21 protein-coding genes are annotated in these 25897 nt (G+C 74.1%); 9 read left to right on the forward strand and 12 right to left on the reverse strand.

What is annotated here, in order from left to right:
* Positions 1-60: 60 nt before the first annotated feature.
* A complete protein-coding gene (locus tag ACWDUZ_RS05160; RefSeq protein ID WP_451630412.1) occupies positions 61-699 on the reverse strand; it encodes a TetR/AcrR family transcriptional regulator in 639 nt (212 codons plus the stop codon).
* A gap of 97 nt (positions 700-796) precedes the next feature.
* Between ACWDUZ_RS05160 and ACWDUZ_RS05165 the strand changes: the two genes are divergently transcribed.
* The 3 genes from ACWDUZ_RS05165 to ACWDUZ_RS05175 all read left to right on the forward strand — a co-directional run bounded on the left by ACWDUZ_RS05165 (position 797) and on the right by ACWDUZ_RS05175 (position 3968).
* Entirely contained in the window at positions 797-1510 is a 714-nt protein-coding gene (locus ACWDUZ_RS05165) for an NAD(P)-dependent oxidoreductase (protein WP_451630413.1), read from the forward strand.
* 155 nt (positions 1511-1665) lie between these two features.
* On the forward strand, positions 1666-2340 hold the full coding sequence (locus tag ACWDUZ_RS05170) for a TetR/AcrR family transcriptional regulator (RefSeq protein WP_451630414.1): 675 nt from the start codon (positions 1666-1668) through the stop codon (positions 2338-2340).
* 281 nt (positions 2341-2621) lie between these two features.
* The gene (locus ACWDUZ_RS05175) at positions 2622-3968 is read left to right on the forward strand and encodes an FAD-dependent oxidoreductase (protein WP_451630415.1); all 1347 of its coding nucleotides are present in this window, start codon (positions 2622-2624) and stop codon (positions 3966-3968) included.
* 24 nt (positions 3969-3992) lie between these two features.
* Here ACWDUZ_RS05175 and ACWDUZ_RS05180 read toward each other — a convergent pair whose 3' ends face one another.
* Positions 3993-4370: an ArsR/SmtB family transcription factor gene (locus tag ACWDUZ_RS05180; RefSeq protein ID WP_451630478.1), complete on the reverse strand. Its 378-nt coding sequence runs from the start codon at positions 4368-4370 to the stop codon at positions 3993-3995.
* A 144-nt stretch (positions 4371-4514) separates the two neighbouring features.
* Here ACWDUZ_RS05180 and ACWDUZ_RS05185 point away from each other — a divergent pair, with 144 nt between their 5' ends.
* A complete protein-coding gene (locus ACWDUZ_RS05185) occupies positions 4515-5594 on the forward strand; it encodes an NADH:flavin oxidoreductase/NADH oxidase (RefSeq protein WP_451630416.1) in 1080 nt (359 codons plus the stop codon).
* 112 nt (positions 5595-5706) lie between these two features.
* On the opposite strand, the gene ACWDUZ_RS05190 is transcribed toward ACWDUZ_RS05185, so the two are convergent.
* The 3 genes from ACWDUZ_RS05190 to ACWDUZ_RS05200 form a co-directional block, all read right to left on the reverse strand.
* On the reverse strand, positions 5707-10071 hold the full coding sequence (locus tag ACWDUZ_RS05190) for an HAD-IC family P-type ATPase (RefSeq protein WP_451630417.1): 4365 nt from the start codon (positions 10069-10071) through the stop codon (positions 5707-5709).
* A gap of 8 nt (positions 10072-10079) precedes the next feature.
* Positions 10080-10937 carry a hypothetical protein gene (locus ACWDUZ_RS05195; protein WP_451630418.1) on the reverse strand — a complete coding sequence of 286 codons (858 nt, stop codon included), beginning with the start codon at positions 10935-10937 and terminating at the stop codon, positions 10080-10082.
* 238 nt (positions 10938-11175) lie between these two features.
* Positions 11176-11796 carry an Rv1733c family protein gene (locus ACWDUZ_RS05200; protein ID WP_451630479.1) on the reverse strand — a complete coding sequence of 207 codons (621 nt, stop codon included), beginning with the start codon at positions 11794-11796 and terminating at the stop codon, positions 11176-11178.
* A gap of 291 nt (positions 11797-12087) precedes the next feature.
* Here ACWDUZ_RS05200 and ACWDUZ_RS05205 point away from each other — a divergent pair, with 291 nt between their 5' ends.
* From ACWDUZ_RS05205 to ACWDUZ_RS05215, 3 genes are all read left to right on the forward strand, one after another.
* Positions 12088-13173, forward strand: coding sequence for a WD40/YVTN/BNR-like repeat-containing protein (locus tag ACWDUZ_RS05205; RefSeq protein WP_451630419.1), 1086 nt, complete (start codon positions 12088-12090; stop codon positions 13171-13173).
* A gap of 116 nt (positions 13174-13289) precedes the next feature.
* Positions 13290-13967 carry a uracil-DNA glycosylase gene (locus ACWDUZ_RS05210; RefSeq protein ID WP_451630420.1) on the forward strand — a complete coding sequence of 226 codons (678 nt, stop codon included), beginning with the start codon at positions 13290-13292 and terminating at the stop codon, positions 13965-13967.
* A gap of 495 nt (positions 13968-14462) precedes the next feature.
* On the forward strand, positions 14463-15386 hold the full coding sequence (locus ACWDUZ_RS05215) for a sirohydrochlorin chelatase (protein WP_451630421.1): 924 nt from the start codon (positions 14463-14465) through the stop codon (positions 15384-15386).
* A gap of 174 nt (positions 15387-15560) precedes the next feature.
* Here the strand turns inward: ACWDUZ_RS05215 and ACWDUZ_RS05220 are convergent, their stop codons facing one another.
* Both ACWDUZ_RS05220 and ACWDUZ_RS05225 read right to left on the reverse strand, forming a co-directional pair.
* Positions 15561-16601, reverse strand: a complete 1041-nt coding sequence (locus tag ACWDUZ_RS05220; protein WP_451630422.1) for a lactonase family protein — start codon at positions 16599-16601, stop codon at positions 15561-15563.
* A gap of 208 nt (positions 16602-16809) precedes the next feature.
* On the reverse strand, positions 16810-18315 hold the full coding sequence (locus ACWDUZ_RS05225) for an FUSC family protein (protein WP_451630423.1): 1506 nt from the start codon (positions 18313-18315) through the stop codon (positions 16810-16812).
* Between the two features lie 298 nt (positions 18316-18613).
* On the opposite strand from ACWDUZ_RS05225, the gene ACWDUZ_RS05230 reads away from it, so the two are divergent.
* Positions 18614-19090 (forward strand): Lrp/AsnC family transcriptional regulator, encoded by a 477-nt coding sequence (locus ACWDUZ_RS05230; protein ID WP_451630424.1) that lies wholly within the window; start codon positions 18614-18616, stop codon positions 19088-19090.
* Between the two features lie 101 nt (positions 19091-19191).
* Here the strand turns inward: ACWDUZ_RS05230 and ACWDUZ_RS05235 are convergent, their stop codons facing one another.
* The gene (locus ACWDUZ_RS05235) at positions 19192-20034 is read right to left on the reverse strand and encodes a LysR family substrate-binding domain-containing protein (protein ID WP_451630425.1); all 843 of its coding nucleotides are present in this window, start codon (positions 20032-20034) and stop codon (positions 19192-19194) included.
* A 59-nt stretch (positions 20035-20093) separates the two neighbouring features.
* Here ACWDUZ_RS05235 and ACWDUZ_RS05240 point away from each other — a divergent pair, with 59 nt between their 5' ends.
* A complete protein-coding gene (locus ACWDUZ_RS05240; protein WP_451630426.1) occupies positions 20094-20510 on the forward strand; it encodes a DUF5997 family protein in 417 nt (138 codons plus the stop codon).
* A 283-nt stretch (positions 20511-20793) separates the two neighbouring features.
* On the opposite strand, the gene ACWDUZ_RS05245 is transcribed toward ACWDUZ_RS05240, so the two are convergent.
* The 4 genes from ACWDUZ_RS05245 to ACWDUZ_RS05260 are packed head-to-tail and all read right to left on the reverse strand — an operon-like array spanning position 20794 to position 25694.
* A complete protein-coding gene (locus tag ACWDUZ_RS05245; protein ID WP_451630427.1) occupies positions 20794-21951 on the reverse strand; it encodes an XdhC family protein in 1158 nt (385 codons plus the stop codon).
* Positions 21944-24082: a xanthine dehydrogenase family protein molybdopterin-binding subunit gene (locus tag ACWDUZ_RS05250; RefSeq protein ID WP_451630428.1), complete on the reverse strand. Its 2139-nt coding sequence runs from the start codon at positions 24080-24082 to the stop codon at positions 21944-21946. The genes ACWDUZ_RS05245 and ACWDUZ_RS05250 overlap by 8 nt, the downstream gene beginning before the upstream one ends.
* Complete coding sequence (locus ACWDUZ_RS05255; RefSeq protein ID WP_451630429.1) at positions 24079-25071, reverse strand: FAD binding domain-containing protein; 993 nt, start codon at positions 25069-25071, stop codon at positions 24079-24081. Before ACWDUZ_RS05255 ends, ACWDUZ_RS05250 begins: the two co-directional genes overlap by 4 nt.
* Positions 25068-25694, reverse strand: a complete 627-nt coding sequence (locus tag ACWDUZ_RS05260) for a 2Fe-2S iron-sulfur cluster-binding protein (RefSeq protein ID WP_451630430.1) — start codon at positions 25692-25694, stop codon at positions 25068-25070. Before ACWDUZ_RS05260 ends, ACWDUZ_RS05255 begins: the two co-directional genes overlap by 4 nt.
* Positions 25695-25897: the final 203 nt, after the last annotated feature.

Here is a 25897-nt window from a genome sequence, read left to right on the forward strand (position 1 = left end):
AACTGCCGGGCTGAGCCGCCGCGGTTGGCCCGCGTCGGCCCTGACCCGAGGTGTCGCCGGTCACGCGGTCCGTGGCAGGCGTGCGGGTGGCCGGTGCGCGCCGGCCGGCACCGACCCGCCGTACAGGGCCGCCCGCAGCGCGGGCGCCAGGATCCGGCGTACACCGGCGGTGTCGAGGGCGGCGACGGGACCCAGCGGATTCAGATAACGGGTGAAGATCAGTCCGCCGAGCACGGCCACCGCGGCCGTGGCCCGTTCCGTCGCGTGCCGGCCGCCGAGGTGGTCGGCGATCCTGCCGAGCACCTCACGCTCCAGGAACTCGCGGAATACCCGCATGACGTCCTCGTCCCGCATCGCCACCGGCTCCAGGGCCGCGAACCCCGCACCGTCCGCGTCCGGTTCCTCCCACAGCGCCGTGACCGCGTCGACGAGCCGTTCGGCCAGGTGCGCCGGGTCGCCGTCCAAGGCCGAGACGATCGCGGTCGAGCGGCCGCAGTCGATATTCATCGCCTCGCCGAACAGGCCCTGTTTGGAACCGAAGTGGTAGCCGATCAGCGCCACGTCCACGTCGGCCGCCGCAGCGACGGCCCGCAGCGTCGTGCCCTGGTAGCCGTGGGCCAGGAAGAGGGCGCGGGCCTTCTCGGCGATCCGGGCCTTGGTGGCGGGACGGCCGCGCGGGCGGCCTCGGTTTTTATTCATCAGCGTTGAATATCCGCCCTCCCGAGCGGCACCGTCAAGGCGTTCCGCGAACCGGGGCCTCCGCGGCGGCCCCACGTCTCTCGAAAAGGAGAACCCCATGCGCATCGCCGTCTTCGGAGCCGGCGGCCCCACCGGTCGCGAACTGCTCGACCAGGCCCTCGCCGACGGGCACGAGGTCACCGCGGTCACCCGCAGACCGGAACTCGTCCCCGTCCGCGACGGTCTGGTCGTCGCCGAGGCCGACGCGCTGGACGCGCGGGCCGTCGACGCCGTGGTCGCCGGCCAGGACGCGGTCCTCTCGGCGCTCGGTGTCCCTCCGGGAAAGGGACCGGTCAGCCTCTACTCGGCCTCGGCCGCCCATATGACCGCCGCCATGGAGCGGCACGGAGTGAAACGGCTGATGGTCGTCAGCTCCAGCGTCCTGGACCCCGACTGGCGGCCCAGCGGGGCCTTCTTCTTCAACAACGTCCTCGACCCCTACGTCAACCGGGTGATCGCCCGCACCGCCCACGAGGACATGCGGCGCATGGAGGAAGTGGTCCGGGCGCACGATCTGGACTGGACGATCGTGCGCCCGTCGGGTCTCTTCGACCATCCCGGCACGACGCCCTACCTGCTCGCCGAGAACAGCGCGGACGGCGTCTTCACGGCCCGCTCCGACCTCGCCGTGAGCATGCTCGCCCAACTGGCCGACGACCGCTTCGTGCGCCGGGCGATGGGGGTGGCCACCACCCGGGTGCGGCCCAGCGTGCCGCGCATGATCTGGCGCGAGATCCGGAAGAACGCCCGTGCCGGACGACCACGAAGGTAGCCTCAGGACACCATTCGGGCACAGCTGAGCCCGTCTCGGACGATCCCCCGCGTCGCCCGAGACGGGCGGCAGCACGACCTGACCCCCGAATCAGGGGCCGGTCCGCTCGCGTTGAGTATAGTTGGCTGGCAGCCAGTCAACGCAGGAGTTTCAGCATGTCCCCGCGCAGCGCCTCGGTCAATGAAGAATTGCGGCGGCGTTCCCGGGAACGGCTCCTGCAGGCGGCGGTCGAGCTGGTCGGCGAGCGCGGGTACGACGCGACGACGCTGGGCGACATCGCCGACCGGGCGGGATCGGCCCGAGGGCTGGTGTCGTACTACTTCCCCGGCAAGCGCCAGCTCGTGCAGTCGGCCGTGCACCGGTTGATGCACCGCACGCTGGAGGAGGCGCTGGAGCGCGAGCCGCGCACGGAGGACGGCCGGGAGCGGATGGCACGGGCCATCGACGCGATCCTGGGGCTGGCCCGGGACCGGCCGGTGCTGATGCGCCACCACATGGCGGGGATCCTCCAGGCCGAGGGGTTCGTGCAGTGCCCCGAGCAGCAGCGGCTGTCCCACCTGCTGCGGGACACCGTGGCCCGGCGCGGCTCGACGGACGTCGACACCGACTACCCGATGCTGCGGGCGCTGCTGATGGGGGCGGTCTACTCGGCACTCGTCCCGGGCGCGCCGATGCCGGTGCCGATGCTGCGGGCCGAGCTGTTCAAGCGCTACGGGCTCGACTGGGACATGGGTCTCCCGCCCGACACCGAGGCGCCCACCGGCTCGTGCGGCACGGACGTCTCCCGCTTCTTCGCGACCGATCAGCACCCGGCGGACCGCGGGGAGTAGCCGACCGGGATCCGGGACCCGGCGCCGGGTCCGGCCACCGGGTAGGCTTCGGAATCGGGCGGGTCCGGCTTAGGAATCGGGGTCGGGTTCGCGCTCTGCGTGCCCTGAGCACCTGGGCAGGAGCGGACGGGCCGACCGGCGGGTCGGCGAGCGGCTCGGGAGAAGACGGGCGGGCGACACGCCGTCCGGTGGCGTGTCGCCACACTCCCCCGGCGGGCCGCTTGCTGCCATGCTGGACTCATCAGCGATCTCCTCCGACCACCGGGGTAAGGAGTTCCGCCGTGCTGCGTGTCGCCGTCGTCGGCTCGGGTCCGAGCGGGTGCTACACCGCTCAGGGTCTCGTCCAGCAGGATCCCTCGGTGCGTGTCGACGTCCTCGACCGGTTGCCGTGCCCCTACGGGCTCGTGCGCTACGGCGTGGCACCGGACCACGAGAAGATCAAGTCCTTGCAGAACAACCTGCGCACGGTCCTCGAACACGACCGGGTCCGGTTCCTGGGCGGCGTGCAGGTCGGCGGCCCGGGCGGGGTGCCGGCCGACCGGCTGCGGGAGCTGTACCACGCGGTCGTGTACTGCGTGGGCGCCGCGACCGACCGCCACCTCGGGATCCCGGGCGAGGATCTGCCGGGCAGCTGGTCGGCGACCGAGTTCGTGTCCTGGTACAGCGCCCACCCGGACGCCGTGGACGACGGGTTCGTGCGCGGGGCACGCAGCGCCGTGGTGATCGGCGTGGGCAACGTGGCCGTGGACGTCACGCGCATGCTGGCGCGCGGCGCCGCCGAACTGAACCCCACGGACGTGCCCGAGGCCGCGCTCGCCGCGCTGGCCGCGAGCCGGGTGTCCGAGATCCACATGGTGGGCCGGCGCGGCCCCGCGCAGGCCCGTTTCACCACCAAGGAACTGCGCGAGCTGGCCACCCTGCCGGACGCCGAGGTCGTCGTCGATCCGGAGGAGCTGGCCCTGGATCCGGGGTACGTGGATCCCTCGGCGCTGCCCGCCTCCCAGCGCCGCAACGTCGAGGTGCTGCGCGAGTGGGCGGCGGCACCTCCCCGGGGTGCCGCGCGCCGCATCCGGCTGCGCTTCTTCCTGCGTCCCGTGGAGTTGCTCGGCGCGGACGGCCGGGTGAGGGCCGTGCGGTTCGAGCGGACGGTTCCGGACGGCCGCGGCGGCGTGACGGGCACGGGACGGTACGAGGACGTGGCGGCGCAGCTGGTGCTGCGCTCCGTGGGCTACCGCGGAGTGCCGCTGGAGGGGCTGCCGTTCGACGCGGGCACGGGCACGGTGCCGCACCAGGACGGGCGGGTGCTGCGCGGCGGAGCGGTCGCGCCGGGCGAGTACGTGGCCGGCTGGATCAAACGGGGACCCACCGGCGTCATCGGCACCAACCGGCCGTGCGCCAAGGAGACGGTGACCTCACTGCTCGCGGACGCACCGGAACTCGTACGTGCGCAGGTGCCCGAGGACGCCGTCGAGGTGTTGCGCGCCGAGGGTGTCGAGCCGGTCGAGTGGGAGGGATGGCGGGCCATCGAGCGGGCCGAGGCGGAACTCGGCGCCTCGCTCGGGCGGAGCGTGGTCAAGCTCCCCGACTGGGAGTCGTTGCGGAAGGCGGCGCGCACCTCGGTGCCGTAGGGCCCGGGCCGGCGGCCCGCCGCCTCACCCGTCCGCATCCCGGCCGGCGGTTTCGCCCAGGCGGGCGGCCTGCCGGGTGGCGGCATCGACGAGGCTGTCGAGCAGTCCCGGGAAGAGGTCGTCCAGGTCGTCGCGGCGCAGGCCGTTCATCTTCGCCGTGCCCCGGTAGATCTGCTGGATGACACCCGCCTCGCGCAGCACCCTGAAGTGGTGCGTGCTTGTCGACTTGGAGACGGGCAGGTCGAACTGGGAACAGCTCAGTTCTTCGGCGCCGGCGGCGAGCTCCCGCACGATCTGCAGCCGCATGGGGTCGGCCAGCGCGTGCAGCACGCCCTCCAGGCGGATCTGCTCCCGCGTGGGATGCGGAAGGTCACGGCTGCCGGAGGCGGGGGCGGTGGCGATCACGGCGACTCCACTTCGTACGAGGCCCTCATCCTACGAGGATCATCGTAGTTTGACACTCACCGTACTACGAGAGTTATCGTACTAGTCGCGATCCGACCGGTGACGATCGCGACCGGTCCCCGTGACGAAATGGAGTCCGCCGTGAGTGCGCTGTTCGAGCCCTGCACGCTGCGCGAAGTGACGATCCCGAACCGGGTCTGGATGCCCCCGATGTGCCAGTACTCGGCCGAGCCCGAGGGCCCCGAGGCGGGCGTGCCGCGCGACTGGCACTTCGCCCACTACGCGGCGCGGGCGACCGGTGGCACGGGCCTGATCATCACGGAGGCCACCGCCGTGTCGCCCGAGGGCCGGATCTCACCGTACGACCTCGGCATCTGGAACGACACCCAGGTCGAGGCGTTCCGCCGGATCACCGGCTTCCTGAAGAGCCAGGGCACCGTGCCGGCGATCCAGCTGGCGCACGCCGGCCGCAAGGCATCGACGGACCGGCCGTGGAAGGGAGGGGCGCCGCTCGGACCTGAGTCGCTCGGTTGGCGGCCGGTGGCGCCGAGTGCCGTCCCCTTCGCCGACGGGCACCCGGTTCCCGAGGAGCTCGGCACCGAGCAGGTCAAGGAGGTCGTCGGGCAGTTCGCGGACGCGGCGCGGCGGGCCTTGGCCGCGGGCTTCGAGATCGCCGAGATCCACGGCGCGCACGGCTACCTGATCAACGAGTTCCTCTCCCCGCACTCCAACCATCGCACCGACGCCTACGGCGGCTCGTACGAGAGCCGGGTGCGTTTCGCGCTGGAGGTCGTCGACGCGGTGCGCGCGGTGTGGCCCGAGGACAAGCCGCTCTTCTTCCGCATCTCCGCGACCGACTGGCTGGAGGACGGCGGCTGGACCGCGGACGACACGGTGCGCTTCGCGGCCGAGCTGCGCGCGCACGGCGTCGATCTGCTCGACGTCTCCACCGGTGGCAACGCCTCCGGCGTGACCATTCCGACGGGGCCGGGGTACCAGGTGCCGTTCGCCGCCCGTGTGAAGGGCGAATCGCCGCTGGCGGTCGCCGCGGTCGGACTCATCACCGACGCGAAGCAGGCGGAGAAGATCATCGCCAACGGCGAGGCCGACGCGGTCCTCCTGGGCCGGGAACTCCTGCGCAACCCGTCCTGGGCCCGGCACGCGGCCCGCGAACTGGGCGGCCAGGTGCACGTTCCCGACCAGTACCACCGCTCCGTCTGACGACCGCCCGCGCCCCGGCCGAGGCTCGCTCCGGCCTCGACGGGCCGGCACACGCCGCCCGGACGCCCCGAGCCACACCCGGGCCACGCCGCCCCCGGCCCCGCGTCGCCCGTCAGCCCCGAACCCGCTCCCGGCCGCCCGGAGGGTGGGTCGCAACCCCGCTCCCCCAGCGCGGCGGCAGCAGGCGGGACACCGTCTCCTCCAGTCGGGGCACCGTCCGCTGGCCCGCGAGGGCGAGGGCGATGGCCGCGGCGACGCCGGCCCAGGCGACCGGTCCCAGCGGAGTGCAGCCGAAGACCCGGCTGACGCCCGGGGTCTGCACCAGGGCGACCAGGACGACGGCGGAGCCGAGGGAGGTCATCCTGACCAGCGGGCTGTCGCGGCGGTCGAGGAGGGTCTGGGCGAGCTGGGTGCCGACCACTCCGCACAGGGCCATCGTGCCCGAGCGGCGGGCGGTGCCCGGTGTGAAGCGTCCGATCAGCCAGGCGGTGACCGCGCCCACGCAGGTCGTCAGGGCGCGGTGACGGATCTGCCGGATCAGCGGCTCTCCGAGGACGCCGCCGGCCGCGTCCTCGGGCGACCCGGCGCGGGTCCGCTCGACGTCCCCCTTGGGTGTCACCGCCACCGCCATCGCCGGGAACAGGTCGGTGAACAGGTTCACCATCAGCATCTGCCGGGTGGACAGCGGCGCCCTGCCCGACATCAGGGTGCCGAGGATGCCGAAACCGACCTCGCCGGCGTTGCCGCCGATGAGGATGGCGATGGCGTCCGCGACGCTGTGCCACAGGGCGCGGCCCTCGCCGATCGCGTCGATCAGGACGGTGAGGTCGTCGTCGGTGAGCACGATGTCCGCGGCATTGCGCGCGGCGGCGGAACCGCGCGCGTTGATGCCCACGCCGATGTCGGCGGCACGGATCGCCGCCGCGTCGTTGGCGCCGTCGCCGACCATGCCGACCACCCGGCCCGCGTCCCGCAGGGCCTCGACGACCTGGAGTTTCTGCTCGGGCGCCACCCTGGCCACCACACCCGCGTCGCGCAGCATGCGGGCCCGGGCCGAGCGGTCGGCCGCGGCCAGTTCGTCGCCGGTGACCACAGGGGTGTCCGCGGGCCAGCCGAGCTCCATGGCGATCGCCCGCGCGGTCTGCGGGTGGTCACCGGTGAGCATGACCGGCCGCACGCCCTCCTCGTACAGGCCGTGGACGAGCGCCGTGGAGGTCTCGCGCGGCACGTCCGAGAACGCGAGCAGACCCACGAACTCCAGCCCCGCCAGAGGCTGTTCGAGTACGTCCGTCTCCTTCTCGCGCGCGGTGAGCCGCCGCCGGGCCACCGCGAGGACCCGCAGCCCGTCACCGGCCAGCGCGTGCGCGGCGTCGGAGGCGCGGGACGGGAGGTCCGAACAGGCGGGCAGCACGATTTCCGGGGCGCCCTTGAGCACGAGCACCCGCATGCCGTCGGCGCCCCGGCCGACGGCGGCGGCGTAACCGCGGGCGGCCTCGAAGCCGAGGCTCTCGAGCTGGGTCCACTCCGGGTCGGGGCGGGCGGCGTCCAGGACGGCCTCGTCGGTGGCGTGCACCGGCCGGCCCGAGCCGCCGTTCATCCGCGGGCAGGCCCGCGCGGCCGCGCGCAGCGTCTCCGCGGCGGCCTCGTCGCGCACCGCGTGGACCGTGCCGTCCGCGTCGCAGACGCGAACCAGGCGCAGCCGGTTCTCGGTGAGCGTGCCCGTCTTGTCGAAGCAGAGGGTGTCCATGCGGCCCAGCGCCTCCAGGGTGCGCGGGGTGCGCACGAGCACACCGCCCCGGGTGAGTCGCCTGGCCGCCGCCAGCTGGGCCACCGTGGCCACCAGCGGCAGGCCCTCGGGCACGGCCGCCACGGCGACGGCCACACCGCCGCTGACCGCTTCGTGGACGGGGGTGCCGCGCAGCAGCGCGATGCCCGTCACCGCGGCCCCGCCCGCGAGCGTCAACGGCAGGGCCTTGCGGGTGAGTTCCTGGAGCCTGGCCTGGACCCCGGCGGCCGGGGGCGTACGGGCGGCGAGGTGCACGGCGCGGGCGGCCTCCGTGTGCTCGCCGATGTCCACCACGACGGCCCGGGCCCGTCCGGCCACCACGGTCGTGCCCTCGAAGACCATGCACCGCCGGTCGGCGACGGCCGCGTGCGGGGTCGGGGCGGTCTGCTTCTGCACCGGCAGGGACTCCCCGGTCAGCGCGGACTCGTCGACCTCCAGGCCGTCCTCCCACAGCAGGCGGGCGTCGGCGGGCACCACGTCGTCGCCCTGCAGTTCGATCACGTCACCCGGACGCAGTTTGCCGGCGTCGACCGTGCGGGTGCCTCCGGCCGGCGCCTCCGCCTCCGGGGGCGCGACGCGCGCCTTGCGTTTCTGATCGGCGAGCAGCCCCGACAGCGCCCGTTCGGCGCGCAGCCGCTGCACGCCGCCGACGAGGGCGTTCAGGTCCAGGGCGCCGACGACGAGCAGGGCGTCCAGCATCGAGCCGAGGATCGCGGAGGCCGCCGAGCCGACGGCCAGCACCGGGGTGAGGGGGTCGTGCAGTTCGCCGCGTACGGCCGCGCCGAGTTCGTAGGTCCAGCGCACGGGGGCCAGTGCCGGGTGCCGGGTGACACCGTCGGCCGTCTTGCGAAGGCGGCCGGTGGTCCGCTCGAACGCGGTCGGTTCGGCGGCCGGTTGCTGCTCGAGTTGCTCGCGCGCCTCCTCCGAGTCCAGTTCGTGCCAGTGCACGCGCGGACTCGGGTGCGGGGTGCGGGCGGCCGCGACGCCCAGGGCGGCTCGCGCTCCGGACAGCAGGGCGGCGGCCGCCGCCGCGTCGACGGGTGCGTGCCGCAGGCCGGGCAGTAGGGCCCGGCGCCCGCGTCCGCCCTTGGACTCGCCGATGGCGACGAGCAGCCCGGACAGCGCGGCGCCGGACCGGGCCAGGGTCTGCGCCCGGCCGCCGACCGCGCGGGCGGCCCCGACCGCGGTCAGCACCCGCCACACGTCGGGCAGGCCGTGCACGGCCAGGATGTCCGCGCTCCACACGACGGCGCTGTCGCGGTCGGCGAGGGCGACGGCGATGTCGCTGCCGCGCAGCCCGGCCAGGAGACCCTGTTCGTCGTGCGACCGCATCCGGGCGACGGTGAGCACCACGCCCTCGTCCTCCCCGCCGCGCAGCCCATACACCACGTCGTCCAGGGGGCGCCGGAGGTCCACGACCTCGTCGGCGAGGCCGGTGAGGTCCTCCAGTGCCGGATCGTCGACGAGGACGACCCTGAGCCGGGCCCGGCGGGCCGCGTCGAGCACGGCCTCCGCCCAGGGATCGGCGTCCCCGGTCTCGGTGCGCAGTGCGCTCGGGTGCAGCACGACGGTGCCGGTCATGCCCAGTTGCCGCAGCCGTTCCGGGTCGCGTACCAGCACGCCCGTGCGGGCCAGCGACGCGCTCAGCACGGAGTGGAACACGGCGGGGCCGTAGCGCGCGGCCTTCGGCGAGCCGGCCAGCACCGCCTCGGCCGCCTCGGCTGCGTCGTGCTTGACCAGCAGGGTGACCGCCGCCCCCACCAGACTGCCCGCGGAGGCGTGTTCGGCGTACTCCTGGGCCGGCGTCAGGCGCAGCGGCGGGCGGGGGAGAGCGCCGGCGGCGACGCTGACCCGGTCCGGGGCGCACAGGCGGTCGTGGACCGTGTCGAACGCGGCCGAGCGGGCCACCGTGTCGGCCAGTTGGCAGGCGCGCAGCACGCCGTCCAGGACGAGCGAGGTGGGGGTCTGCCCGGCGCCGTGGACGGCCGCGTTGGCACAGGCCAGGAGCAGGTCCATCCGCTGGTGGCCGAGCCTGGCGCGCAGCCGGGCGCGAAAACGCGGGTTCTCGCGCAGCAGCGTCAGTGCGGCGGTGGCCATGCGCGGTGACGGCGGAAGCCGCAGGGCGAAGGCGGTCAGTCCCACGGCGATGCCCACGACGTCGGCGGCGAGCGTGGCCGCGGCGAACCGCACCCCTGCCGGGTCGGCCGGATGGGTCGTCTCCTCGGGGTCGCCGCCCGCGAGCGTGAGGTCGTGCCGAGCGGCCAGTTCGGCCGCGCGATCCATCACCCGGTCGGCGGCCTCCTCCTGGGTGGCGGTGACGACCAGGCGTCCGAGCCCTTGGTCCCAGTAGGCGAACAACACGTCGGGGTGCTCGGCCAGGGCGGCCGCGACGCGGCGCGCGAGGTGCTCGGTACCACCGGCGCGCCGGACCCGCTCCGGCTCCGCTGCGCGCAGCGCGATGTGCGCACGCCTGCCGGAGCGCCAGTGGATCCCGGCGCCGGGCAGCGCGTTGCGCGCGACCCGTGCCACCCGCGCCGCGGTGTCCATGCCGTGCACACCGGCGCGTGCCGTGCCGGCCACCGCCCCGGCGGCCACCCCGAACGCCGGGGCCGCGGCTCGCGACAGCAGCCGGGGCGTCTCGCGCAGCCGCTGGGCGGCGGCCGCGGGGGCCGTCAGCAGACCTAGCACCATGACGTTCCTCAGCGGGTGGTGCGGGCGCGCCGCGCCGTCGGGCCGAGCGTCCCGGCGGCGGACCTGCCGGCCGCCGCCTTCGCCGCCGCGGCCTTGGCGGCGACGGTCTTGCCTGCGGCGGTCTTGCGGGTGGCGGCCTTGCCAGCGGTCTTGGGCGTGGCGGATGTGGGGGTGGCGGCCTTGCCGGCGGCCGCCTTCGCCGTGGCGGCCTTGCGCGTGGACGCCTTGCTCGTGGCGGTCCCGCCCGTCGGCGCCTTCGCGGTGGCGGCCCTGGCGGTCGTCGGCCTGCCCGTCGCCGACTTGGCCGTTGCCGACTTGCCCGTCGCGGACTTCGCCGCCGACTTCGCCGCGGAGGTCCGTCCGGCGGACGGTGTGGACCGGGTCCGGGTGCCGGCGGACCCGAGGGCCGCGGTGCCAAGCTCGTCGGCGCCTTCGCGGGGGGCGGTGGCGCGTTTGCGCGCGGCCTGCCGGGCGGCGGCCGTGGTGCCGATCGGTCGCGCGACGTTGCGGGCGGCCGGCTCGCTGACCGGCGTGGCCTCTCCGGTCTCCGGGCCGCCGTCCGGTGCGGTGACCTGGACCCGCGACGGCTGTCCGGCTCCCTCGGGGTGATCGGGCCTCGGCTGCGTCAGCCAAGCCACCGCCGCGCCCGTGAGGGCGACCGGCCACTCCACCACCCCGGCGACGCCGAGCACCCCGGCCCCCGTGTAGACCGCGATACGCCGGCCCCTCGGCGACACGGCGCCGACCTTCTCGAGCGTTCCCTGGGCCGCCCTGCCCACAAGTCCTGCGCCGGGTACCCGCCGCAGCACCGAGGCAGCGCCGTGCAGGGGCGCCGTAAGGATCGACGACGACTTCTGCTCAGCCATGACTCTCCTCGCCTGGGGGTGAGATCCCTTTCCGTGGCCGGGTGCCCTCGGCAGTGCTGGTCATCCCGCCATTTCTCAGGGAACGCCAGGGGCTGCGCCCGCGCCACCCGGCCCCCTGCCTCCGAGCCCGGCGTCCACCGCGGCGGAGGCACCCGGGGACGCCGCGGTGGTGACGGCGGTCCGGGTGGTGGAGCCACGGCTCGGCACCGGCGTACGCGGTTTGCCGGATTCCACGGGCTCACCAGGTCTTGCGGCCCCACAGCGGGTCGAAGCGGGCCCACTCGGTCTCCCACCGGTCCAGGCGGCGGCGTTCCAGGCGGCCGCGCAGGACGCGGCTGCCGGCCAGGGGGACGGCGGCGGCGCTCAGGCCTGCCAGCCCGCCGATCAACACGGCGCGTGTGTGGGCCTGGGTGGCCGTGGCGGGCCTGGTGACCAGCCGGCCGTCGGGGTCGGTCCACACGGTGACGCGGGTGCCGGGCGCGCTGCCGGACGGCACCCGTGCCTGGCCGGTGTGTGCGGAACCGTCGGACGCGCTCCAGCGCACCTTCGCCCACATCCTGAGCGTGTCGGTCTCCTGTGCGACCCCGCGGCCGCTTCCGCCGCCCGCCGGCTCCGTGTCCCCGGACCGCGCGCGTGGCGCCTGCTCGGTCACCAGCGCCGCCGTGGGCCGCCACTCGAGGCGTTCACGGGCCATGACGCCCTCCACCCCGCCGGCGGCTGCCCACCCGGTGAGCACCCCGGCGATCACAGTGAGCAGCCACGCCCCGAGCACGACCCAGGCCTCGACCGTGTCGGAACGGCGTTTGAGCGGATTGCGGCGCCATCGCCACAGCCACACCTCGGGACCCCGGAACGCCATCGACGGCATCCTCCTCACCAGCGCACGGATCACACGGACCTGCCCCACCGTCCTTCCTTACGGCAGCCGGCTCCTCGACGCTCACCCCGGGTTCCCCGTCCCCGGCCTTCCCAAGAGTGCGGCGGTGGCGCGGAACCGCCGCTCCCCCGCCGCCCGGCTCGCGGGCACGCCGGCCATGCCGGTCCGACCTGCGGCGACGTCCTCACGAGGGTGACTGTCAGTGGTGGGGTGCACACTGACCGGTGTCCGCGACAAGCATGTCCGGACGAAGACCTCTCGGAGGTGATCGGCATGACCGAGGTACTGCTCGCCGTGGGTACCCGAAAAGGCTTGTTCCTCGGACGACGGCGGGACGGCGCCTGGGAGTTCGACGACAGCCCCTACTTCAACGCGCAGGCCGTGTACTCGGTGGCCATCGACACCCGCGGCACCGTTCCGCGGCTGCTGGCCGGCGGCGACAGCGCGCACTGGGGTCCGTCCGTGTTCCACTCCGACGACCTGGGCCGTACGTGGACGGAGCCGGCCCGGCCGGCCGTGAAGTTCCCCCAGGAGACGGGCGCTTCGCTGGAACGGGTGTGGCAGCTGCACCCGGCGGCCGCCGAGCCGGACGTGGTGTACGCGGGCACGGAGCCGGCCGCGCTCTACCGCTCCGAGGACCGCGGCGAGAGCTTCGAACTGGTCCGCCCGTTGTGGGAGCACCCGACGCGGTCCAAGTGGGTGCCGGGCGGCGGCGGTGAGGGCCTGCACACCGTGCTGACGGACCGGCGCGATCCGAGGGCCATCACGGTCGCCGTGTCCACCGCCGGGGTGTTCCGTACGGCCGACGGCGGCGCGAGCTGGGCGCCCTCCAACTCCGGGGTGGCCGCGGTGTTCCTGCCCGATCCGGACCCGGAGTTCGGCCAGTGCGTCCACAAGGTGGCGCGGGACTCGGCCAACCCCGACCGGCTCTACCTCCAGAACCACTGGGGTGTCTACCGCAGCGACGACGGGGGTGCGCACTGGTCGGACATCGGTGCGGGCCTGCCGTCGACGTTCGGCTTCGCGGCGGCCACGCATCCGCACCGCGGCGACACGGCGTACGTCTTCCCGATCAACGCGGACGCGGACCGGGTGCCCGCCGACCGCCGGTGCCGCGTGTTCCGCACGGCCGACGCGGGCAAGAGCTGGGAGCCGCTCACGGCGGGCCTGCCGCAGGGGGACCACTACGGCACGGTGCTGCGCGACGCGCTGTGCACCGACGACGCCGACCCGGCCGGCGTCTACTTCGGCAACCGCAACGGCGAGGTGTACGCCTCGGCGGACGACGGCGACAGCTGGCAGCAACTGGCCGCGCATCTGCCGGACGTGCTCTGCGTACGAGCGGCGGTGATCGGCTGAGCACGGCGCCACCCGCCGGTCCGGGCGCGGCGCCCGGCCGTCCCCCCGTGACGGCCGGGTCCGGGTTTCGGCCACAGCTTGATCAACGGCCGGTGCCCGGCAGTAGGGTGACGCCCGTGGCACCACGACCGTTGCATGAAATCGTCGAAGCAGGCTGGGCGAAAGCCCTGGAACCCGTTGCCGGGCGGATCGCCGGGATGGGCGACTTCCTGCGCGCGGAGATCGCCGCTGGACGCACCTACCTCCCGGCCGGCGCGAACGTTCTGCGCGCCTTCCAGCAACCCTTCGACGACGTACGGGTCCTGATCGTAGGTCAGGACCCGTACCCGACCCCGGGGCACGCCGTCGGCCTCTCCTTCTCGGTGGCACCCGAGGTGCGTCCGCTGCCCGGCAGCCTCGTCAACATCTACCGGGAGCTGAACAGCGACCTGGGGCTGCCCCAGCCGTCGAACGGCGACCTGACGCCCTGGACCCGCCAGGGCGTGCTGCTGCTCAACAGGGCGCTCACCACTGCCCCGCGCAAGCCGGGCGCCCACCGCGGCAAGGGCTGGGAGGAGGTCACCGAGCAGGCGATACGGGCGCTGGCGGCACGCGGCAAGCCGCTGGTTTCGATCCTGTGGGGCCGTGACGCCCGCAATCTCCGTCCGCTGCTCGGCGATCTGCCCTCGGTGGAGTCGGCCCATCCCTCACCCATGTCGGCCGACCGCGGTTTCTTCGGCTCGCGCCCGTTCAGCCGGGCCAACGACCTGCTGGTCCGGCAGGGGGCGCAGCCCGTGGACTGGCGCCTGCCGTGACGGCCCGGACGGCGGCCGTCACGGCTGCCGTCCGGGCCGTCACGGACTCGGGCGGTTGGGGAACGCGGGTGGCCGTCGGTGCGCCCGTGGCCGAGCCGCTCGTTCAGTGAGCTTCGAAGGAACCGGTGCACCGGTGGCCGGCCGACGGATCCCGGACACCCGGTGGAGCAACTCGCGTCGACGGACAGGGACGTCGTCCGACGACGGCGCGGCAACACGGCCGAGTCGGCCGCCGCCGGTGCCGAGGAACTGCTCTATGCGCCAACTGCCAACCAGCACACCGGGATTGATCCGCTCTCGTCCGCAGTGTCCGCATGCATCCATCGTAAGTCGGACAAGTGACCCCATGTCCCGGTCGAGTTGCCGTATCCGCCCCCTTGCGCACATCCACCGGTTCGCATCACCGCGTGACTCATCCGACAAAAGCGGACGGATACCGCTCACCTGCACCCTCCCCGAACAGCAGGACCCGGAAAGCCAGTAACATGCGGCGCCATGAGCTCCCCCACTGGGCCCGCGTCCGGCCTGCCAGTACGAATGCCGCGCCCCCGCCAGCCCGGCCGGCACCGCCGACCCGAACCGTTGGCGGCTCCCGAGGGCGCGCCCGCGCTCGTCCTCGCGGTGCCGGGCAAGCCAGGCGCCGCCACGCGCAGCCTTGCCGAGGAGGTCGTGAGCATCGCCCGCTCCGAGCTGCCCGGCCTCGACGCCCTGATCGGGTACGTCGACGGGGACGACGAGGAGTTCCCGACCCTGCGGTCCGTGCTCGCGCACGCGGCCGACCAGCGGACCGCCCGCTACGAGCAGGCGCTCGCCGCCGGCGTCGAGGCCAAGGAGCCCGACGGCCCGGTCGGGGTCGTGGTGCCGCTGCTGGCCGGCCCGGACAGCGCGCTGCTGCGCCAGATCCGGCAGGCCGTGATGGACAGCCGGGTCGCCGCCGAGCTGACCGATGTGCTCGGCCCGCACCCGCTGCTCGCCGAGGCGCTGCACGTGCGCCTGTCGGAGGCCGGCCTGGCCCGCGCCGACCGCGCCCGCCTGTTCACCGTGGCGACCGCCGCCGACGGCATCATCCTCGCGTCGGTCGGCGGCGAGGAGGCCGTCCAGGCCGCCGGGATCACCGGCATGCTGCTGGCCGCCCGCCTCGCGGTGCCGGTGATGGCGGCCGCCCTCGACCAGGAGGGCTCGATCACGGCCGTCGCCGAACAGCTGCGTTCCGCCGGGTCCCAGCAGCTGGCCCTGGCGCCGTACCTGATCGGCCCGGAGATCGACGCGGAGCTGCTCGAGGCGGCCGCCAAGGAGGTCGACTGCCCGGCCGCCGAGGCGCTCGGTCCCTACCCGGCCATCGGCAAGCTCGCCCTGGCCAAGTACACGACCGCGCTGGGCATCGCCCCGCCGCAGTCACAGGGCGCGCCGGTCCGCTGACCCGCACGTCGCGGGCATCCGACGGCATTACGAACCATCACATGATCCGAACGGCCCGCACACGGCCGCGCGACCCGTACGACCCGTACGACCACGTCGAAGGGCCCGCTCCGGACAGCCGGGGCGGGCCCTTCGACATGGTGTGGGCGGCAGTACGGGACCGGGCCGGGGGCCTCAGCCGAAGACCACGCAGGAAGCCGCGGCCACCGGCACCGCACCGGTGCGCTCCGGGACCCCCGTGTCCGGGTCCACCGCGAACCAGGTCACATCGCCGGAGCGCTCGTTGGCGACGTAGAGGAAACCGGCGTACAGGGCGAGCGCCCGGGGCCAGTGACCGCCGCACGGCACCGTCGCCACCAGCTCCAGCCGCTCCCCGTCCGCCTCGACGGCGAACACGGACAGCACGTCCTCGCCGCGGGTGGCGGTCCACACGAACCGGCCGCCGGGGGCGGCCACGACACCCGACGGGTAGGCGTCACCGGCCGGGGCGTGCGACATGACCGGCGTCTCGGCCAGCGGCTTGAGGGAGCCGCTCGCGGCGTCCCAGCGGCAGGCGGTGACAGTGGGAGTGAGTTCGTTGACGACGTACGCGTGGCGGCCGTCCGGGTGGAAGGCCAGATGGCGGGGTCCGGAGCCGGGCCGCAGCGCGATCTCGCGGTGCACGGTGAGCTTGCCGTCCGCCAGCGCGTACACCCGCGCCGAGTCCGTGCCGAGGTCGACGCCGACGGCCCAGCGTCCGCTCGGGTCGGGCTGCACCTGGTGGGCGTGCGGACCGCGCTGCCGGCGTTCGTGCGGGCCGGACCCGGTGTGCCGCAGGACGTCGGAGGGCGCGTGGGCGAGCCGGCCGTCGGCGCGGACGGGGACGGCGCTGACGCTGCCGGAGCCGTAGTTGGCGGTGAGGACGTGTCCGTCGAACACACTCAGGTGGGTCGGTCCGCTCCCGCCGACCCGCACCGGGGCCCCGGTGAGTTCGACGGTCTCCTCTTTGACCCGGTACGCGGCCACCGCGCCCTCGGCGGTCTCGCTGACCGCGTACAGCGTGCGGCCGTCGGGCGACAGGGCCAGGTACGACGGGTCCAGCACGCCGTCCACGTTGCTCAGCAAGGTCAGCGCGCCGCCGCTGGGGGCCACGGCCGCGGTGACCACTCCGGGTCCTCCCGCCGCCGTGAACGACCCGATGAACGCCCGCCGCCGCCCGCCGCGCTCGCCTGCCACCGTTGTCCCCTCTCGCTCGCCCGCTCGACCCGTCTCGGGCTGACGTTAGCAGTCGATCAACTGCGGTCTAGACCAAGCACGGAGACTCTCCGGGTGTCCGACGTCAGGACAGAGTGGTCGGGGGGGTGAGTGGGGTGCGGGCCGGGAGAGCCTTCTGAGCCTCGGGTGGGCCGGCTCTCGGGCTACCCGTGGCAGGGCGCCGCGGTGTTCAGGCCCCGACCAAGAGGGACCCCGAGGGCGCGCGCAGAGGGGCGGCCAGGTCGGTCAGGGCCCGTTCCAAACCGTGGAGGTGGGCGAGGGCACCCGCCTCCACGCTCGGGCGCGCGGTGTCCGCGGCGGGCGTGGCGGTGATGCGTCCGGTGTCGCCGGTGAGCGCCTCCACGGCCGCCTCCACTCGCCGGCAGGCGGTGGCCAGGCGCGCGTCGTGCGAGGCCTCCGGATCGGCGGCCACGGCGACCAGACCGCGGATCTCACGGGCGCAGTCGTCGAGCAGCGCGAGCACCTGGCGGGCGCGACGCTTGCGGCCGAGCATCGGGTTGAGCGGGTGGACCAGGGGCGCCACGGAGAGCCGTACCCGGCCGAGCAGCTGTTCCAGTTCGGCCACGCGGGGCGCGGGGTCGGCGTCCGCGACGCCCGCGAGTCGCGCGGCGGCCTCGGCGGTGCACGCGTGGACGCAGCGCAGAGCGCGCTGGATCCAGGCGTCGGTGACGGAGTGGGTGGTGACCGGCAGCACGAACAGCACGGCCAGCCCGGCGCCGAGTGCGCCGACGGCGGTCTCCGCGAGCCGCAGCGCGACCAGGCCGGGGGTGAGGACGCCGAGGAGGCCGTAGAGCGACTCGGCGAGCAGTGTGACCCAGAGCATCATCCAGGTGTAGGACACGGCGGCCGTGTAGAAGGTGCCGAAGACGCTGACGGCGACGAGGGCGACGGTGGGCAGGACGGCGCCGTGCAGCGGGACGACGAGGAGGGCGCCGAGGCCCAGGCCGAGCACCGTGCCGAGGACGCGCCGGAAGCCGCGCACCAGGGTCTCGCCGCGCGAGACGGTGTTCACGAAGACCCACCAGGTGGCGCCCACGGCCCAGTACCAGCGCTGTCCGGAGACCATCTGCCCCACGACGAGCGCGAAGGCGGCGCCGGAGGCGGCCTGGACGGCCTGCCGGGTGGTCACCCGGACCAGTGCGCTGCCGGCCGGCGGCGCGGGCGTGACGGCCGGGGGCAGTCGGCGTTCGTAGCACCACAGCCCGAAGCGGACCGCCGCCGCGCTGAGCACGGACAGGACGACGGCGGCGGACAGCTCGGGCAGCTGCCCGCTGGCCGCGTGCAGGAACTGCGCCACGAAGAAGGTCATGAACGCGAACACGCCCAGGCTGTGGCCCCGCGGCCCCCAGCGACGCGCGTACACGCCCGCGCCGACCAGGGCGATGAAGGCGAGGTCCCGGACCACTGGGTGGTCGTGCAGTTCGGCCGCGGCGGCAAGAACGGGGATGCCGACGACCGGCAGCAGCGCGGTGGTGACCGCCTGGCCCCGGACCGTGGGATCGGTGACGGTGAACAGTGCCAGCAGCGCGGCGAGCCCTCCGGTGACGGCACCCGCGAGGGAGTGCCCGGCCGATCCGCAGACGACGACCGCCAGGCCGATGCCGAGGACGGCACGGGCCGCGAACCGCAGCCGCGCCCGTCCCGGGTCCGGAGCCGCGAACACCCTCTTCAACACTGCTTACCGCCCCCTTGGCAGACCTGGAAACACCGGCATGGGACGCCGGTGCGGACCACCGGCATGAAAAAGGCGCCGCGGAGGTCCGCAGCGCCATCGACGTGTCCATAACACCATCCGCACGCCCATGGCTCAAGCGAGGGCCGAGCCACTGGACCATTGGCCCAGCCGCACGCTGAGATCCGATACCGCTGAAGGGCCAATGGACCACGACGCCCGGCCGGGGTGGGTCGCACCGCACTGAGCCATTGGTACAGTCGGCGTCGATCGACGAACGCAGGAGGGCACGGGCGACGCCATGGCCGTGGACGAACTCGACACCCGTATCCTGCGGCTGCTCCTCGAACAACCGCGCACCAGTGTGCGCGAGTACGCCCGCGTCCTCGGTGTCGCACGCGGCACGCTCCAGGCCCGCCTGGACCGCCTCGAACGCGACGGCGTGATCACGGGCACGGGGCCCGTCCTCTCCCCCACCGCACTCGGCCATCCGGTGCTCGCCTTCGTGCACATCGAGGTCACCCAGGGGCATCTGGACGACGTCGGTGAGGCGCTGGCCGCGGTGCCGGAGATCGTCGAGGCGTTCTCGATCACCGGCGGTGGCGATCTGCTCACCCGGGTCGTCGCGCGGGACAACGCCCACCTGGAGGACGTGATCCAGAAGCTGATCAGCCTGCCGGGCGTGGTCCGCACCCGCACCGAGGTGGCCCTGCGCGAGCGCGTCCCCCACCGGTTGCTGCCGCTGGTGGAGTCGATCGGCCGTGCGGCGAAGAGGTGACCCCGTCGGGACCCGGCCGGGGCGCCGCTGCGCGCCCGACGGCACCCAGGTCCAGGCCGGCAGTTGATGTCGGCCTTTGGTCCCGGTGCGGCCGCACCTACCTAGGGGCGGCGCGGCCTGCCGCGCTTGCCGCCCTTGGTGTCCTTGCTGGTCCTGGTGTTCTTCGCGCCCTTCGCGCCCCTGCCGCCGCGTGATCCCTGGGAGCCGCCCGAGCCGGCTCTCGGAGTGGCCGCCTTGCCGGCCCGTCCCGTCGGCTTGCCCGCCACGGGCTTGCGGCGGCCGTCCGCGGCCCCGGTCCGGTCGTCCTGGGACCCGCCGGCGGCCCGGACGGTGCCGCGCCCCCGGGTGCTGTTGACCGTCCGGCCCCGGACGATCCCGATGAAGTCGTCGACCAGGTCGGTGGTCCTCGCCTCCGGCCACGCCAGCGCGACGCTGGACTGCGGGGCGTCGACGAGCGGACGGTAGGTGAGGTCCCGGCGGTGGTGGAGGCGGGCCAGCGACTGGGGGACGACGAGCAGACCCACGCCCGCGGCCACCAGCTCGACGGCGTCCTCGGTGGTGGCGGGGCGCTCGAAGGCGGGCTCCCCCGGTGGCCTCTCCCAGCCCAGGACGTCGTCCAGGGGGTGCAGGACGACCTCGTCGGAGAGGTCCACGACCGACACCTCGTCCGCGGCCGTCACCAGGTGGCCCTTGGGGACGACGACCACCGTCGTCTCCGTGTAGAGGGGGATGGCGCTGAAGAAGGTCCGGTCCACGGGCAGCCGTACGAGTCCCGCGTCCGCCGTACCGTCGCGCAGCACTACGGGCGCGTCGGCGGCCGGGACCTGGACGAGTTCGAGGGGGACGTCGGGCAACCGCTCGCTCCAGATCCGCGCCCACTTGGCGGGCGTCGCCCCGGGAACGTACGCGAGCCGGAACGAGGGGGATGCTTCCGAGCCTGTCACCCCGCCAAGGTTACCCGGCGTGGTCGGACCACCCGCGACCGGTCGATAGGCTGGGCACCATGAAGTCGCACCGCACCACCCAGACCATGAAGCCCGCCACCGCGGCGAAGAAGCTGGGTGTGTACCTGCCCGCCACGCCCGCCGATTTCCAGGAGGGCGTCGTCTCGCGGGCAGAGCTCGAGGAGCTCCAGGCCGAGCCGCCCGAGTGGCTGCGCGAGTTGCGACGCAACGGCCCCCACCCTCGCCCGGTGGTCGCGGCCCGGCTGGGCGTCTCCATCGCGGGCCTCGCGCGCGGAGGAATCACCGAGGCCCTCACCACGGAGCAGATCGACGCCCTGAAGCAGGACCGGCCGCAGTGGCTGGAGAAGGAGCGGGCCACTCAGGCCGAGGTCCGCAAGGAGGCGGCCCGCCTGAAGGAACGGAACGCCGAACGCGCGGCCCGGCACGCCGAACAGAACGGCACTTCGCGCGCCTGACACCGGGGACCACCGGCTGAACGCGGTCATCTGCCCCTGTCCGCGCACGGTGTGCGCCGAGCGCGCTGTACGCCGATGCGGCGGCGCTGCCGACCGACGTCGATGAGTGGCTGGAGGGCTGTACCGCAAGGTCGGCACCGACACCGCCGGGCCGGCCGCCGCCCTGGAGACGTTTCCCGGCCCCGTACGTGACCCGCCACTGGCGGGGCCCGGCGTCCTCGGCGGCCGGCGTCCGGGTGCCCGGTCCGCCGGCCCCGTCCGCGTGCAGGTGGTCGGCCGGCGTTCAGGCCGCGCGGGTGCCGTCGTCGCGGTGCTCGGTCTCTTTCCCTTCCTCCCGGTGGATCGGTGTCTGCGAGCCGGTCAGCGGGACGCCGGTGCCGCCGCGCCGGATGGCCACGATCTCCGCCACGATCGACAGGGCGGTCTCCTCGGGTGTCCGGGCGCCGAGGTCGAGGCCGATCGGGGATCTGAGCCGGTTCAGTTCCGGCTCGCCCAGGCCTGCTTCGCGCAGGCGCCGCTCACGGTCGGCGTGGGTGCGGCGTGAGCCCATCGCGCCGACGAACGCCACCGGCATCCGCAGGGCCTGGGTCAGCAGGGGTATGTCGAACTTGGCGTCGTGGGTGAGCACGCACAGCACCGTGCGCGCGTCGGTCGTGGTGCCCCGCAGATAGCGGTGGGGCCAGTCGACGACGATGTCGTCGGCCTCGGGGAAGCGGGCCCGCGTGGCGAAGACGGGGCGGGCGTCGCACACCGTCACCCGGTAGCCGAGGAACTTGCCCGCCGTGACGAGTGCGGCGGCGAAGTCGACCGCCCCGAACACGATCATGCGCGGCGGGGCCACGGTGCACTCGATGAGCAGGGTCAGGCCGCCCGGGCAGTGCGATCCGTCCTCCGACAGTTCCCGGGTGCCGGTGCGGCCGGCCTCCAGCAGGGCGTGGGCCTCGGCCGCCACGGTGCGGTCCAGTTCCGGACGGCCGCCGAGGCCGCCCTCGTACCTGCCGTCGGGCCCGGCCAGCATCGTGGCGCCGAGGAGACCGGCCGGTCCCCGGACGACGCGGGCGAGGGCCACCGGCTCGTCGCGGACGGCGGCCGCCAGCGCCGCCCGCAACACCGCCCGCAGCGGTGTGTCCCCGCGGACGGGGGTGACGAGGATGTCGATGACCCCGCCACAGGTCAGTCCCACGGCGAAGGCGTCCTCGTCGCTGTAGCCGAACCGTTCGAGGACGCTCTCGCCGTCCTGGAGCGCCTGCCGGCACAGCTCGTAGACCGCTCCCTCCACACAGCCGCCGGACACCGAGCCGATCGCGGAGCCCTTGCTGTCCACGGCGAGGGCGGCACCGGGACCGCGCGGTGCGCTGCCGCCGACGGCCACCACGGTGGCGACCGCGAAGTCCCGATCCTCCTCGATCCAGCGGTGCAGCTCGCCGGCGATGTCAAGCATGCCGTTCCCCCGCCAGGGCCTGCAGGACGCGGTCGGGACGGATGGGCAGGTCGCGGTGGCGGACGCCGGTGGCGTGCCACACCGCGTTGGCGATCGCGGCGGCGGCGCCGACGACGCCGATCTCCCCGATGCCCTTGATCCCCACCGGGTCGTCCGGGTCCGGGTCGTCCACCCAGTCGGCCTCCACGAAGGGGACGTCCGCGTGCGTGGCGACGTGGTAGCCGGCGAGGTCGGCGCCGTAGAGGCCGCCGGTGGCGCGGTCGCGGACCGCCTCCTCGTGCAGGGCCATGGAGATGCCCCAGGTCATGCCTCCGATGAGCTGACTGCGTGCGGTGAGCGGGTTGACGATCCGGCCGGCCGCGAAGATGCCGAGCATGCGGCGCACCCGTACCTCGCCGGTGGTGACGTCGACCGCCACCTCGGCGAACTGGGCGCCGAAGGAGTGCCGTTCCCTCCGGGCGAGCGCTCCGACCGCTGCGGTGGTGTCGGACCGTACGGTGATGCCTTCCGGCGGGATGTCGGCGCCCAGTGCCAACCGCTCCCGCAGTTCGCCGGCCGCCGTCATGACGGCCCAGGCCCAGGACCGGGTGCCCATGGACCCACCGGCGATCATCGCCGGTCCGAAGTCGCTGTCGCCGATCCGGACCTTGATCCGGTCAGGTGCGACCTCCAGCGCGTCGGCCGCGATCAGGGTGAGCGCGGTGCGGGCTCCGGTGCCGATGTCGGCGGCGGCGATCCGCACCGTGAACGTGCCGTCCGGTTCGGCCGTGGCGGCCGCCGTGGAGGGCCCGGCTCCGGCGCCGAAGGAGGCGGCGGCCGTACCCGTGCCGAGCAGCCAACGCCCTTCACGGCGCAGACCGGGGCGCGGATCCCGGTCCGCCCAGCCGAACCTGCGGGCGCCCTCGCGGAAGCAGGCGGGCAGGTTGCGGCTGCTGAAGGGCAGTCCGGAGACGGGACCCCGCTCGGGTTCGTTGCGCAGCCGCAGTTCGACCGGGTCGAGTCCGCACTTCTCGGCGAGTTCGTCCAGCGCGGACTCCAGGGCGAACGAGCCCGGCGCCTCGCCCGGGGCGCGCATGTAGGTCGGGGTGGGCACGTTCAGCCGTACGACGCGGTTGGCGGTGTGGTGGGCGTCGGCGTCGTACATCACCCGGGCCGGACCGGCCGCGGGCTCGACGAACTCGTGCACGGTCGACGTGAGGTTCACGGAGCGGTGCTCCAGCGCCCGCAGCCGTCCGTCGGCGTCCGTGCCCAGCCGGACGCGCTGCGCGGTCGGGCTGCGGTAGCCGGTCAGGGAGAACATCTGACGGCGCGTCAAGACGACCCGGACGGGCCGCTGGAGGACCGTCGCGGCCATCACGGCGGCCACCTGATGGGCGCGAACGCCTTTGCTGCCGAAGCCTCCGCCGACGTGTTCGGAACGTACCCGCACGGAGTCCGGGTCCAGCGAGAACATCTTGGCGAGTTCAGCGACGACCCAGGTGGTGCCCTGGTTGGAGTCGGCCAGTTCGAGCCGGCCGCCGTCCCACCGGGCGGTCGCCGCGTGCGGCTCCATCATGGCGTGGTGCTCTTCGGGGGTGGTGTACTGCTCGTCGACGACGACGTGGGACGCGGCGAGTTCGGCGTCCACGTCGCCCTTCTCCGTCACCGCCGGCATGTAGCCGTCCACCGGGTGGGCGTCCGGGCGGGCGGCGTCGAAGTCGATGTCGTGCGGCTCCTGTTCGTAGTGCACGACGAGCGTCTCGGCGGCCTCACGGGCCTGTTCGGACGTCTCGGCGACGACCAGTGCCACCGGCCAGCCCAGGTGCGGCACCCGGTCGTGCTGGAAGACGGCGCAGGTGGGGTCCGGGACGCCCATCATGCCGACGTAGTCGGTCTCCACGCGCGGGGCGTTCCCGTGGTGCAGTACGGCGAGTACACCCGGCTGGGCGAGGACGGGGGCGGTGTCGAGGGAGCGGATCCGGCCGCGGGCGATGGTGGACAGCACCAGCCAGCCGTGGGCGAGGTCGGCGAAGGGGATCTCACCCGCGTACCGGGCGGCTCCGGTGACCTTGTCGCGGCCCTCGACACGGGTGTGCGAGGTTCCGGTGACGCCCCTGGTGGGCGTACGGGTCCCGGTCGTGGCGGTGGTCATCGGGTGGCCTCCTCGGTGAGTTCGGTGAGCACGGCCACCACGAGGTTGCGGATCAAGGTCACCTTGTAGGCGTTGTGGGGCAGCGGGTCGGCCGCCGCCAGTTCGGCGTCAGCGGCGGCGGCGAAGGTCTCGGCGTCGGCCGGTGCCCCGGCCAGCACCTGCTCGGCCGTCCGCGCCCGCCAGGGCCGGGAGGCCACCGCGCCGAACGCCAGACGGACATCGCGCACGGCGCCGTCCCGCACGTCCAGTGCGGCGGCGACCGAGCCGATCGCGAAGGCGTAGGAGGCTCGCTCGCGGACCTTGCGGTAGCGGGAGTGTGCGGCGACCGGCGCGGGCGGCAGGATGACGCCGGTGATCAGCGCGCCCGGCGGCAGGGCCGTCTCGCGGTGCGGGGAGTCGCCCATGGGCAGGTAGAAGTCGTCGAGCGGCAGTTCGCCCGGCCCGTCGGCCGTCTCGTAGGTGACGACGGCGTCGAGGGCGGTCAGCGCCACGCCCATGTCGGAGGGGTGGACGGCCACGCAGTGGGCGGAGGCACCCAGGACGGCGTGGTTGTGGTGCTCGCCCTCGATCGCGGGACACCCGCTGCCGGGGGTGCGCTTGTTGCACGGCTGGGTCACGTCGGTGAAGTAGCCGCAGCGGGTGCGCTGGAGCAGATTGCCGCCCACGGTGGCCATGTTGCGCAGTTGTCCGGAGGCGCCGGCCAGGACGGCCTGCGCCAGCGCCGGGTAGCGGCGACGGACCTCGGGGTGGGCGGCGAGGTCGCTGTTGGTGACGGTCGCGCCGATGCGCAGTCCGCCGTCCTCGGTGGGTTCGATCTCGTCGAGCGGCAGTTCGCGGACGTCCACGAGGCGGGCGGGGCGCTCGACGCCGGTCTTCATCAGGTCGACGAGGTTGGTGCCGCCGCCGAGGAAGCGGGCCCCGGGGTCGGCGCCCAGCAGCGCCACGGCGCCGGCCACGTCGTGAGCCCTCTGATAGCCGAACTCCTTCATGCTGCGGCCTCCTTGTCCTCGCCCTCGACGGCCGGCGCGGACTCGCCCGCCCGCACGGCTCGCGCGTCCTGGGCACCCGCGGCCGTCTCGGCGGCCCGGGCGACGGCGCGCACGATCGACACGTATGCGCCGCAGCGGCACAGGTTGCCGCTCATCCGCTCGCGGATCTCGTCGGCGGTCAGCGCGGGTGGTCCCGCCTCGGGCCGTACGTCGTCGGTGGCGGCGCTCGGCCAGCCCGCCGCGTGCTCCTCGATCATCGCGATGGCCGAACAGATCTGTCCCGGTGTGCAGTAACCGCACTGGAAGCCGTCGAGGTCGAGAAAGGCCTGCTGCACCGGATGGAGCGTGTCGCCCTCGGCCACGCCCTCGATGGTGGTGATCTCGCGCCCCTCGGCCGCCACCGCGAGCTGGAGACAGGCGACGGTCCGGCGGCCGTCGACCAGGACCGTGCAGGCTCCGCACTGCCCCTGGTCGCAGCCCTTCTTGGTGCCGGACAGGTCCAGACGCTCGCGCAGGGCGTCGAGCAGGGTGGTGCGGTGGTCGGCGGTCAGGGCGTGCTTCTCGCCGTTGATGTTCAAGGTGATGGCACTGTACGTCGGGAGGGCCGGGGAGGCTGGGTCCATGATCAGCTTCTTTCGCGTATCCGGAAGCGCGTCGAGGGACGGCCTGGCAGACGGACGGACGAATCAGAAATGGGCGGAGAACGGCGAGTCGAGGAGCCGGCAGTGCCTTGGGACGGGAGGAGAACAGGAAGAGGAAGTGCCGTGCATGGCGGAAACACGCGTCCCGCACCTATGGTGGACCTAAGCGGACAGCTGTCCGTTAT

It is taken from the genome of Streptomyces sp. NPDC003393 (assembly GCF_053589015.1).

What these genes read in the sequence shown, in the direction of transcription:
- ACWDUZ_RS05160 (WP_451630412.1), bottom strand. Translation starts at nt 699, where the DNA reads ATGAATAAAAACCGAGGCCGCCCGCGCGGCCGTCCCGCCACCAAGGCC.
- ACWDUZ_RS05165 (WP_451630413.1), top strand. Translation starts at nt 797, where the DNA reads ATGCGCATCGCCGTCTTCGGAGCCGGCGGCCCCACCGGTCGCGAACTG.
- ACWDUZ_RS05170 (WP_451630414.1), top strand. Translation starts at nt 1,666, where the DNA reads ATGTCCCCGCGCAGCGCCTCGGTCAATGAAGAATTGCGGCGGCGTTCC.
- ACWDUZ_RS05190 (WP_451630417.1), bottom strand. Translation starts at nt 10,071, where the DNA reads ATGGTGCTAGGTCTGCTGACGGCCCCCGCGGCCGCCGCCCAGCGGCTG.
- ACWDUZ_RS05195 (WP_451630418.1), bottom strand. Translation starts at nt 10,937, where the DNA reads ATGGCTGAGCAGAAGTCGTCGTCGATCCTTACGGCGCCCCTGCACGGC.
- ACWDUZ_RS05200 (WP_451630479.1), bottom strand. Translation starts at nt 11,796, where the DNA reads ATGGCGTTCCGGGGTCCCGAGGTGTGGCTGTGGCGATGGCGCCGCAAT.
- ACWDUZ_RS05205 (WP_451630419.1), top strand. Translation starts at nt 12,088, where the DNA reads ATGACCGAGGTACTGCTCGCCGTGGGTACCCGAAAAGGCTTGTTCCTC.
- ACWDUZ_RS05215 (WP_451630421.1), top strand. Translation starts at nt 14,463, where the DNA reads ATGAGCTCCCCCACTGGGCCCGCGTCCGGCCTGCCAGTACGAATGCCG.
- ACWDUZ_RS05230 (WP_451630424.1), top strand. Translation starts at nt 18,614, where the DNA reads ATGGCCGTGGACGAACTCGACACCCGTATCCTGCGGCTGCTCCTCGAA.
- ACWDUZ_RS05240 (WP_451630426.1), top strand. Translation starts at nt 20,094, where the DNA reads ATGAAGTCGCACCGCACCACCCAGACCATGAAGCCCGCCACCGCGGCG.
- ACWDUZ_RS05245 (WP_451630427.1), bottom strand. Translation starts at nt 21,951, where the DNA reads ATGCTTGACATCGCCGGCGAGCTGCACCGCTGGATCGAGGAGGATCGG.
- ACWDUZ_RS05250 (WP_451630428.1), bottom strand. Translation starts at nt 24,082, where the DNA reads ATGACCACCGCCACGACCGGGACCCGTACGCCCACCAGGGGCGTCACC.
- ACWDUZ_RS05255 (WP_451630429.1), bottom strand. Translation starts at nt 25,071, where the DNA reads ATGAAGGAGTTCGGCTATCAGAGGGCTCACGACGTGGCCGGCGCCGTG.
- ACWDUZ_RS05260 (WP_451630430.1), bottom strand. Translation starts at nt 25,694, where the DNA reads ATGGACCCAGCCTCCCCGGCCCTCCCGACGTACAGTGCCATCACCTTG.